Genomic DNA, 8,925 nt, shown 5'->3' on the forward strand with positions numbered 1-8,925 from the left:
CAGGCAAGATGCCTGTTCTACAATAGATAAATTTCAATCCCAAGAATCAATTAATCCAGGTTTGTACAACTTTTCCTGCTAATTGCTGTCCCAACCAAGGCGTATTTGCCGATCGCGACTTCAGACTTGGCCCGTCAACAGTCCAACTCATTTGCGGGTCGAACAAAATCAGCTCAGCAGAGACTCCTGGTGCAACAGTGGCGGGGGTTTGTCCGAGACAAACGGCCGGCCTGGTACTCAAAACTCGCCACAGTTCCAAAGCCGAAAAATCGCCAGTTTCTACCAGTCCGTGCCATAGCAAAGGCAAAGCTAATTCCAAGCCGATCGCCCCGGGCGGACTATCAGCAAAAGCCACAGTTTTCTCCTCATAAGTATGCGGCTTGTGGTCGATCGCGATCGCATCAATTACGCCATCTTTCACAGCTTGAATCAGCGCTAATTGGTCGCTGAGATTGCCCAACGGCGGTTCTAGACGTAAATTCGGATCGTAGGGCAACGAAGCAGTCAGAGCATTTTTCCCGCCGGCATCTTGAGAGTTTCCTGAAATTGCCCCGACATTCAACAGCAAGTGCATCCAAGTCACACTCGCAGTCACCGGCAAACCCCGCGCCTTCGCATCTCGAATCAATTCCACGCTGCGCGCCGTAGAAACGCGCATAATGTGTACTCCTGTGCCCGCAGATGCCACCAACTCCAGGATTGCCGCCAAAGCCGAAGTTTCCGCACTCGCCGGAATTCCTGGCAAACCCAAGCGCACCGACACCGCACCCTCCCGCGCCGCGCCATTTCCTGCCAAAGTTCGATCGCACGGCCACAAAGCCACAGACTTGCCCAAAGGCTGGATATACTCAAGCAAACGCCTCACCAGAGCCGGATTAGACAGCGGCAAACCGTCTGCAAAACCCACCACCGCAGAGGATGCCAGCTCGCCCAACTCGGCCATCTGCTGCCCTTTAACGCCCGCTGTCAGCGCTCCCCAAAAATACAAGCGGGGCAGGCCGGGCGGCAAATTGCCGATATATTGCTGCAACAAAGCTAAACCGGCCAAATTGTCAACAGGTGGCGAGGTATCCGGCAAAATCGCCACTCGCGTAAAACCCCCTGCCGCCGCAGCCTGCATTAAAGATTCCAGGGTTTCCCGATCCTCAAAACCCGGTTCTCCGCTGTGGCTGTAGATATCAGTTAACCCCGGCCCCAAAATCAGTCCCTGGCAATCCCGCACTTCCGTGTCAGGGGGAAACTCAGCTATTTTTTCCTCAACGGCTTCGATCTTACCTTCAGCAATCAGAATATCAGCGATGCGATCGGTCTCTGAAATTGGATCTAGCACCCGTACATTTTGTAGCAGTTCGCGGCTCATAACTTACAATTCATAATCAAATCCGCTCTTCATCGGAATTATTGATCTCTCTTGTCTCCCTCTGTGTTCTCTGCGTTCTCTGCGGTTAAATCATTCCGATCCAACCGGAAACGATATCAAACATAAAAATTCAAACACTTCAAAACTTATATCATGTCGGGTAAAATAACGCTTATCAGGTTTGTACTGAGGACTGAAGTCCTCACTACAAACCTATTACAGTGCTCCGGCTGCTGTTTGGTCAAAAACGCCGCCGCTCAAATGAGTTGTGACATTCATCGCTTGTAATACCGGCAAACCATCGGGGCCGTGGGGATAATCAATCACGCTAACGGCTCCGTTTCCTTGTTTGAATTTCCAGAAATGTTCTGGTTCCAAACCGAATAGGTGGCAGAGAATTGCTTTGTTAATGGCATCGTGAGCAACGACAATCCCAGTACCAGAAACAGATTGTACAATTTCGCGCCAAGCTGCGATCGCCCGATCCCAAACTTGCTCCAAATTTTCTCCTTCCGGCATTTGCACATTTTCAGGAGATGTTTTCCATTCTTCGAGCAAACCCGGATAGGATTGTTCTATTTCTGATTCAAATTTTCCTTCCCAAAGTCCGTGGCTGATTTCTCTCAAGTCATCGCGCAGTTCCAGTTGCAAATCGCCGTGATACTTGAGAATAATTTCCGCAGTTTCTTTCGGGCGCAGCATGGAACTGCTAATCGCAAAATCCAATTTTACATCCTTGAGAAATTCTGCCGCCCGCCGGGATTGTTCGCGGCCGTTATCGTTGAGAGGCACGTCAATTTGTCCCTGAAATTTCCCTGCTTTATTCCAGTCGGTTTCGCCGTGACGCACCAGCAACAAGCGCGGGCCTTGGTGTCCGTCCCTCGGTTTGGGAAAAATTTCCCCGGTATGGGAAGTTAAATTGACCGATTCTAATTGAACTGCAACTTTCTTTTTTTGTTCTCCGAGTTGGTCGTTGGTAACAGGGTAACTTCCAAAATTAATGACGCTAATTCCGCAATTTGACTGTTGAATTGATTGATAGTAATCCGGGGTAATTTCCGACGCGGTGGCGATGAGAGCGCGGTTTATTCCGTTGTGACCTACTACTAGAATTGTGCCGTCCTGGTGGCGCGATAAAAGTTCTTGCCAAAAATGACGGGCGTTAGCAAAAACGGCTAATACGGGAAAGTGTTCGATTTCTCCGTCAGCAGATGGCAGTTTCATGGAAAATTTGTCGGGCTGTTTTTGCCACTGCTGATATGCTTCGGGGAATTTGTCGATCGCATCTTGGCGCAACATTCCTTCCCACAGAGGCAAATCGATTTCCATCAAATTATCAGTTGGCTGGAGTTGTGGCGGATTTGTCAAGCGCGACAGGATGATTTCCGCTGTTTCTTTGGCTCGTTGCAGGGGACTGGTATAGGCGGCATCAAAGGCAATACTGCTGAGTGTGTCGCCTACTTGCAGGGCGGCGCTGCGGCCTGCTTCTGTCAAAATTGATTTATCGAGGCGGCCTTGGATGCGGCGTTCTTGATTGTAGGTGCTTTTGCCGTGACGGACTAAGATAATGCGAGTCATTCGATTTTAGATTTTAGATTTTAGATTTTAGATTTAGCCTGTTACCGCGCGGAGGGTGCGCGGTGCGGATCTTACCTCATACATCGCGGGTGGTTACTCACATCTTGCACCATTCTCAATTACTTGTTTAGGAACAGGCTTTTCGGCCTGTTCCACAAGAAAACTCAATTCTTTGTGGAACGGGCCGGAGAGCCCGTTCTTGACAATGGTGCAACATCTGAGTTATGCCGCACTACTCCTGTAGGGTGCGCCATAAGCACCGTTGGGCTAAGGTGTGAACCTTACGCATACATGGCGGAGCGAGGATTTGTGGCGTAAGTCTTGTTGAGGCGAGTCAAAAAGATAAGCCAGTGAAATTTTACCAGTTGTCGGGATACTCTCGTCTGCAACGACCTATGATTAAAGACGGAAAAGATTTAGCCACGGATTCGCGCGGGACGGAAAACGAGGAATGACACTGAAGCGGGTTATTTTAGGTATTTTAACGGCGATCGCGATCGCCCTGGTCGGTTTATCTTTACTTGCTAGTTGGAATCAGCCGCAAATTCAAAGCCGGCTGGAACTCTACCAGACAAATTTGCTGCTGCACGCCTCGGAGTGGCAAGGAGAAAATAATCAGAGTGCTAATTTAAGTTCGGCGCGCAACAATATTGTCGGTGCAGATCCTTTAAATACGGCTTTGACGCAATATCAAGAAGCGCGAGACTCGACTCGCAAAACTCTCGAAACATCTCAAGCACAAGTTAAAGAAATTCAGTCTGCCATTGCCTCTAAGTCTGAGGATAATACTCTGAATTTGGCTCAAAATAAGGCGGCGTCCGAGTCGATAAAGCAACAGTCAGTGCTGCTAAACGAACTTGACTTGCGATTGGGAATTTTGCAGGCAAGCAGTGGGAAAACTGAGGCGGCTCTCCAAAGTTGGAAAAATTTAGTGGAGCGCTACAAAACTAAAAGTGATGATGATTCTTCGGTGGTAACTGCTCAAGTTTTAACGGGAATTTGGAGCAATCCGGCTCAACTGCTGCCGGATGCCGAGCCGCGCATTCAAAAGTCTTTGGATGGCTGGTTTCGCTATCGCGCTCTAGCTCAACTTTACAAGCTGCAAGAACGTTCTAAAGAGCTGACGGCTCTGCAAGCAGCAGAGCAAGTAACGGCCGAGCAAGCTGTAGAAAAGTTGGCAATTATAGTGGGCGTTCCGGCGATCGCACTTTGTATTGGTACGGTTTTGCTGGTTGGTTTGACCGTGCAGTGGGTGTTGCAGCGGAAGCAGTTAGATACAGCAGGTTCCGGCCCGGTGTTGGCGCTCCATTCGAGCTTGACTTGGGATGTGCCTTGGGACGGTGAGATTGTTTGGCAGGTGCTTGTGGTCGGCTTTTTCTTTGTCGGCCAAATCTTGATTCCCTATTTGTTACTGCCTGTTTCTCTGGCTGTTTTAAAACTCAATCCTGCTACTTTTGACCCGCGCGACAAGGCTTTTTATATCTTTGCTACTTATTTGTTGCTGTCGGCTGGGGGGCTTTCGGTACTGTATTTTTCGGTCAAGTCTTTTTTGCCTTTGCCGGAAGGTTGGTTTCGGATTAATTTGCGGGGAAATTGGTTTTTGTGGGGATTTGGTGGCTATTTTGTTGCTTTGCCTTTGGTAGTTTTGGTGTCGCTGATCAATCAGCAATTGTGGCAGGGACAAGGTGGCAGTAATCCGATTTTGCCGATCGTTCTCGAAGGTAGGGACAACGTGGCTTTGGCGGTGTTTTTCGGCACTGCTGCGATCGCGGCTCCGGTTTTTGAGGAAATTGTGTTTCGGGGCTTTCTACTGCCTTCTCTGACTCGCTATTTGCCTGTTTGGGGGGCGATCGCAGCTTCTGCTTTATTGTTTGCTGTGGCTCACTTGAGTGTCTCTGAGATTCTGCCTTTGGCGACTTTGGGTGCGGTTTTGGGGTTTGTGTACACGCGATCGCGCAATCTACTTGCTCCTATGCTTCTGCACAGTCTCTGGAATAGCGGTACTCTTTTGAGTCTGTTTCTTTTGGGCGGGGGCGCGAGTTAATTGGGGCGGTTGTTAATAATTGTGAATTAACCGAGTTTTTTTGACAGTTTTCGTGCGGGCGATCGACTCTTGCCAAAAACAGCAGTAGGGTGCTCGGTGCGCCCCTGATATCTAGCCCGGTAAAATAACCGGAATTTCATTAGGGGCGGGTTCACGCTAATCTGTAATCTCAGCCACAGATCCAGATAGACCCGCCCCGGTCGCTTATTTTAGCGGAAAAACAGGGTTTAACATGGAAGTAATATCTTATTGGCTGAGGATTGAGAGACTCACCGGGGCGATCGAACCAAACGGAAGTTGACAATCGGGCTAATTTATAGGTAAATTTTAATTTAGGATGAGGCTTAAACCGAATGAGCAATTTGAACAGCCACAAGTTAGAGGGAACGCCGAGTTGGATGCGTTTCGCACCCTACGCAGCCTTGGGTCTGTTAATATTTTCTTTCAATTCAGGCAGCGAACTCAATTATTTCTTGAGAGGCTACTTGGTGATTATGCAGGCTCAAGTCGGTATAGTTCTGCTGTATTTTGCGATGTCTAAGTTTCGCAAAAACCCAAATAAATGAGTAAAAATTAGTAAAATTACTTAGCTCGATCGTTCAATGTCGCGCATTCAAAGTCGATCGCGGAAGTTAAAATAAAAAACTGGAGAAAGTAAAAATGGTAAAAGATAAAAGCGTAGCAGTTGTGTTAGCTTTCTTTGTAGGAGGTTTCGGAGTTCACAAATTTTATTTGGGCAATAACTTAGCAGGGGTATTATACTTGCTATTTTCTTGGACATTAATTCCGTCAGTGATCGCATTTTTCGATTTTATCGGCCTGCTGCTGATGTCGGAACAAGCTTTTCAGGTTCAGTACAATGGTGGTACGTTGCCGTCGGGGTATGCCCTCAGAGCGGCAAAAGATGTAACCGGGGCGATCGGCGAATTGAAAAAACTTTACGATATGGGCGCAATTACGGCCGAAGAATATGAAGAAAAACGCCAAAAATTGCTGCGAGAATTGTAATTAAGAAGGCAGTTCGGCAACGGATTATGTAACGGATGTAACGGATGTAACGGATGTCAGTCCGATGGAAGTCGGAAGAAGGAAGAAGGCAGAAGAAAGCCCACTATTAAAAAAGTGGGATTGAAATTGAAAGAAGTGTGATATCACAGCTATTTAAGGATAAAATTAAAGTGTCTCAAGATTTATACTGGCTGCGTCAAACTCCCAACTGGGTGTGGTATTCTTTTATTCCCTACTTCGGCGGATTGGCGATCGCCTATGCAGGTCAAAAGTCAAATATTCGCAGTTGGATGGGATGGGGTGTTGGCATTACTTTAGCAGCCCTAGCGGTATCTTCTTCAACTAATTTGGGTACGATCGTTTGGATTGCTCAAATTGTTACTGCTTTTAGTTTGAAAAAGCGCTATCTCATCAAAACCGCACCCAGAGGTTTACTGGTTCCGGCAAGTGCGACGAATGCCGAAGAACTGGCAAACGTGCGCGGCAAAATAGATATTAATGAGTGTACCAAAGACGATATGGTCAGAATCTTGGGTTTGCCGATCGTCTACGCCAACGATATTGAATCTTTGCAAAACGAAGGCTACCTTTTTACCCACGCCGAAGAGTTATCAGAAATAGCCGGAGTTCCCGAAAGTCACGTCAGACGCATCGCCCCGATGATTTGCTTCAGCTACAATTATCAAAAAGAATCGCAGTTTACTTGGAAACGGTTAAATATTCTTTCGCCGGAAGAGTTAATCGCCACCGGTTTAGATCGATATGTTGCGGAAAAAATAGTTAGAGAAAGGCAGAGAAAAGGCGCTTACAAATCAGTTGTCGAAGTCAAGCGGCGGACGGGACTGCCTTTTGATTCATACCGCCATATTTGTTAATTTACAGTTGTTAGCACCAACAGCTTATGACAACAAAATTAGAAGTTGAACGACAAAAATTGTATGATACAGATTACCTGAGATGGATCGAAACCACTCTGGAAAAGTTGCGGGCTCGCGACTATTCAAACATCGACTGGGAAAATCTGATAGCAGAAATAGAAGACATGGGGCGAAGTGAACGCCGGAGTTTAGAGAGTAATCTGGTGGTAATTCTCCTGCACTTGCTCAAGTGGCAATTTCAACCGGATCAAAGAAGCGGTAGTTGGAAAGGCAGCATTGTCGAACATCGCAGACGCATTCGCAAAGCTCTGAAAGATTCCCCCAGTCTCAAACCATATCTTGAAGAGGTATTGGCCCAATGCTATGCGGATGCAGCAGAACAAGCAAGTGCTGAAACTGGATTGCTTGTAGACACGTTTCCGAAATTATGTATCTACAGTGCTGTCGAGGTTCTAGATTCTGAATTTTTGCCAGATTTTCTGCCAGATGAGATGATTCAAGGGTAGTATGGCAAAAAACTCGATCGCCTCCTGGTAATTGACATTAAATGTACCGGCTGGCAAAAATCTCCCCCTGCAGGCGGGCAAGCGCGAAATTATAAAAAAAAGTATTTATAGCAATCCTAAGTGATTTTCTAGATATGTAAAATCTGAAAGTCTTGCTATATAAGAAGTCTAGGAAGACAAGAAGGCGTGGTGTTGTGAGACTCAGATCGGATTGCTATATCAAAAACTGGGTTTAAAACCCCGTCCTTCTAGGACGACTTTTATGTAAACTTTTGTTGTACCACATCTTACTTTGTGCCAGATGATGTAGCATAAGGTGGGAGGTAAAACAATGCTAGTCTTCGAGTTAAAAGCTTACGGAAAATCAAGCCAGTTCACGGCAGTAGACGAAGCAATTCGCACTGCCCAGTTTGTTCGCAATAGTTGTTTACGCTATTGGATCGACAACAAAAAAGTGAACAAGTACGATTTGAACAAATACTGTGCGGTATTGGCAGCATCGTTTCCGTTTGCTGATGAACTCAATTCGCAGGCTAGGCAAGCTAGCGCCGAACGTGCTTGGTCTGCTATCTCCCGATTCTACGACAACTGTAAAAAAGGAACTCCCGGCAAAAAAGGGTATCCAAAATTCCAGAAAGACTGTCGTTCTGTCGAGTATAAATCGACTGGCTGGAAACTTGCAGACGACAGGAAATCGATTAAATTTAGCGACAAAAAAGGAATTGGCAAGCTCAAGCTAAAAGGTACACGCGATCTGCACTTCTACCAAATCAACCAAATTAAACGGGTTCGATTAGTAAAACGTGCAGACGGTGTATACGTCCAATTCTGTATCGATGTCGATAGAAAGGAAAACACGGAGCCATCTGGCAATACCATCGGACTAGACGTTGGGTTGAAAGAATATTACACCGATTCAAACGGAGTTACGGTGGAAAATCCTAGATTCCTGAGAAAAGGTGAGAAAGTTCTCAAGCGTTGTCAGCGTCGCGTATCCAGAAAAACTAAAGGTTCCAAAAATAGAGGCAAAGCTAGACAGATTTTAGGTAAGCAGCATCTCAAAATAAGTAGACAACGCAAAGATCATGCAATAAAACTTGCACGGTGCGTAGTTCAGTCAAGCGACTTGATAGCCTACGAAGATTTGAGAATCAAGAATATGGTGCAAAATCATTGCTTAGCTAAGTCTATTAACGACGCATCTTGGTATCAGTTCCGCATCTGGCTTGAATATTTTGGAAAAGTATTTGAGCGGGTAACGGTTGCGGTAAATCCGCAATATACCAGCCAAGAATGCTCTAACTGCGGAGAAGTTGTTAAGAAAACGCTGTCCACAAGAACGCACGTCTGCAAGTGCGGGTGTACCTTGGATAGAGATTTCAATGCAGCCAAAAACATCCTAAGTCGAGGATTGGGTACGGTAGGGCATACCGGAACCTTTGCACTTGATGCAAGTAACGCTTTGGGAGAATCAGTGCGAATCGTTGGCTAGAAACAAAATCCAACAGGGTTTAGGGGGATTAGCCGCAAGGTGTAGAACCTTGACAACTG

General features: G+C 46.6%; 8 protein-coding genes. 6 read left to right on the forward strand and 2 right to left on the reverse strand.

All coding sequences use genetic code 11. The annotated features are described in order from the left end of the window. Positions 1 to 46: 46 nt before the first annotated feature. Positions 47 to 1,360: a dihydroorotase gene (locus tag QUB16_RS22205; protein WP_333319442.1), complete on the reverse strand. Its 1,314-nt coding sequence runs from the start codon at positions 1,358 to 1,360 to the stop codon at positions 47 to 49. A gap of 216 nt (positions 1,361 to 1,576) precedes the next feature. After that, positions 1,577 to 2,938 carry a histidine phosphatase family protein gene (locus QUB16_RS22210; protein WP_333319444.1) on the reverse strand — a complete coding sequence of 454 codons (1,362 nt, stop codon included), beginning with the start codon at positions 2,936 to 2,938 and terminating at the stop codon, positions 1,577 to 1,579. A 451-nt stretch (positions 2,939 to 3,389) separates the two neighbouring features. Here QUB16_RS22210 and QUB16_RS22215 point away from each other — a divergent pair, with 451 nt between their 5' ends. The 6 genes from QUB16_RS22215 (at position 3,390) to QUB16_RS22240 (ending at position 8,866) form a co-directional block, all read left to right on the forward strand. Beyond that, positions 3,390 to 4,982, forward strand: coding sequence for a CPBP family glutamic-type intramembrane protease (locus tag QUB16_RS22215; protein WP_333319446.1), 1,593 nt, complete (start codon positions 3,390 to 3,392; stop codon positions 4,980 to 4,982). Between the two features lie 353 nt (positions 4,983 to 5,335). Beyond that, positions 5,336 to 5,548: a hypothetical protein gene (locus QUB16_RS22220; RefSeq protein WP_333280377.1), complete on the forward strand. Its 213-nt coding sequence runs from the start codon at positions 5,336 to 5,338 to the stop codon at positions 5,546 to 5,548. A 94-nt stretch (positions 5,549 to 5,642) separates the two neighbouring features. Beyond that, the gene (locus QUB16_RS22225) at positions 5,643 to 5,990 is read left to right on the forward strand and encodes an NINE protein (RefSeq protein ID WP_006633318.1); all 348 of its coding nucleotides are present in this window, start codon (positions 5,643 to 5,645) and stop codon (positions 5,988 to 5,990) included. A 137-nt stretch (positions 5,991 to 6,127) separates the two neighbouring features. Beyond that, on the forward strand, positions 6,128 to 6,865 hold the full coding sequence (locus tag QUB16_RS22230) for a helix-hairpin-helix domain-containing protein (RefSeq protein WP_333319448.1): 738 nt from the start codon (positions 6,128 to 6,130) through the stop codon (positions 6,863 to 6,865). Between the two features lie 26 nt (positions 6,866 to 6,891). Then, positions 6,892 to 7,374 (forward strand): DUF29 domain-containing protein, encoded by a 483-nt coding sequence (locus QUB16_RS22235; protein WP_333319450.1) that lies wholly within the window; start codon positions 6,892 to 6,894, stop codon positions 7,372 to 7,374. A gap of 331 nt (positions 7,375 to 7,705) precedes the next feature. After that, positions 7,706 to 8,866, forward strand: coding sequence for a transposase (locus QUB16_RS22240; protein ID WP_333319452.1), 1,161 nt, complete (start codon positions 7,706 to 7,708; stop codon positions 8,864 to 8,866). Positions 8,867 to 8,925: the final 59 nt, after the last annotated feature.

Origin of the sequence: Microcoleus sp. D3_18a_C4 (genome assembly GCF_036702415.1) — a bacterium.
Lineage (GTDB): Bacteria > Cyanobacteriota > Cyanobacteriia > Cyanobacteriales > Microcoleaceae > Microcoleus.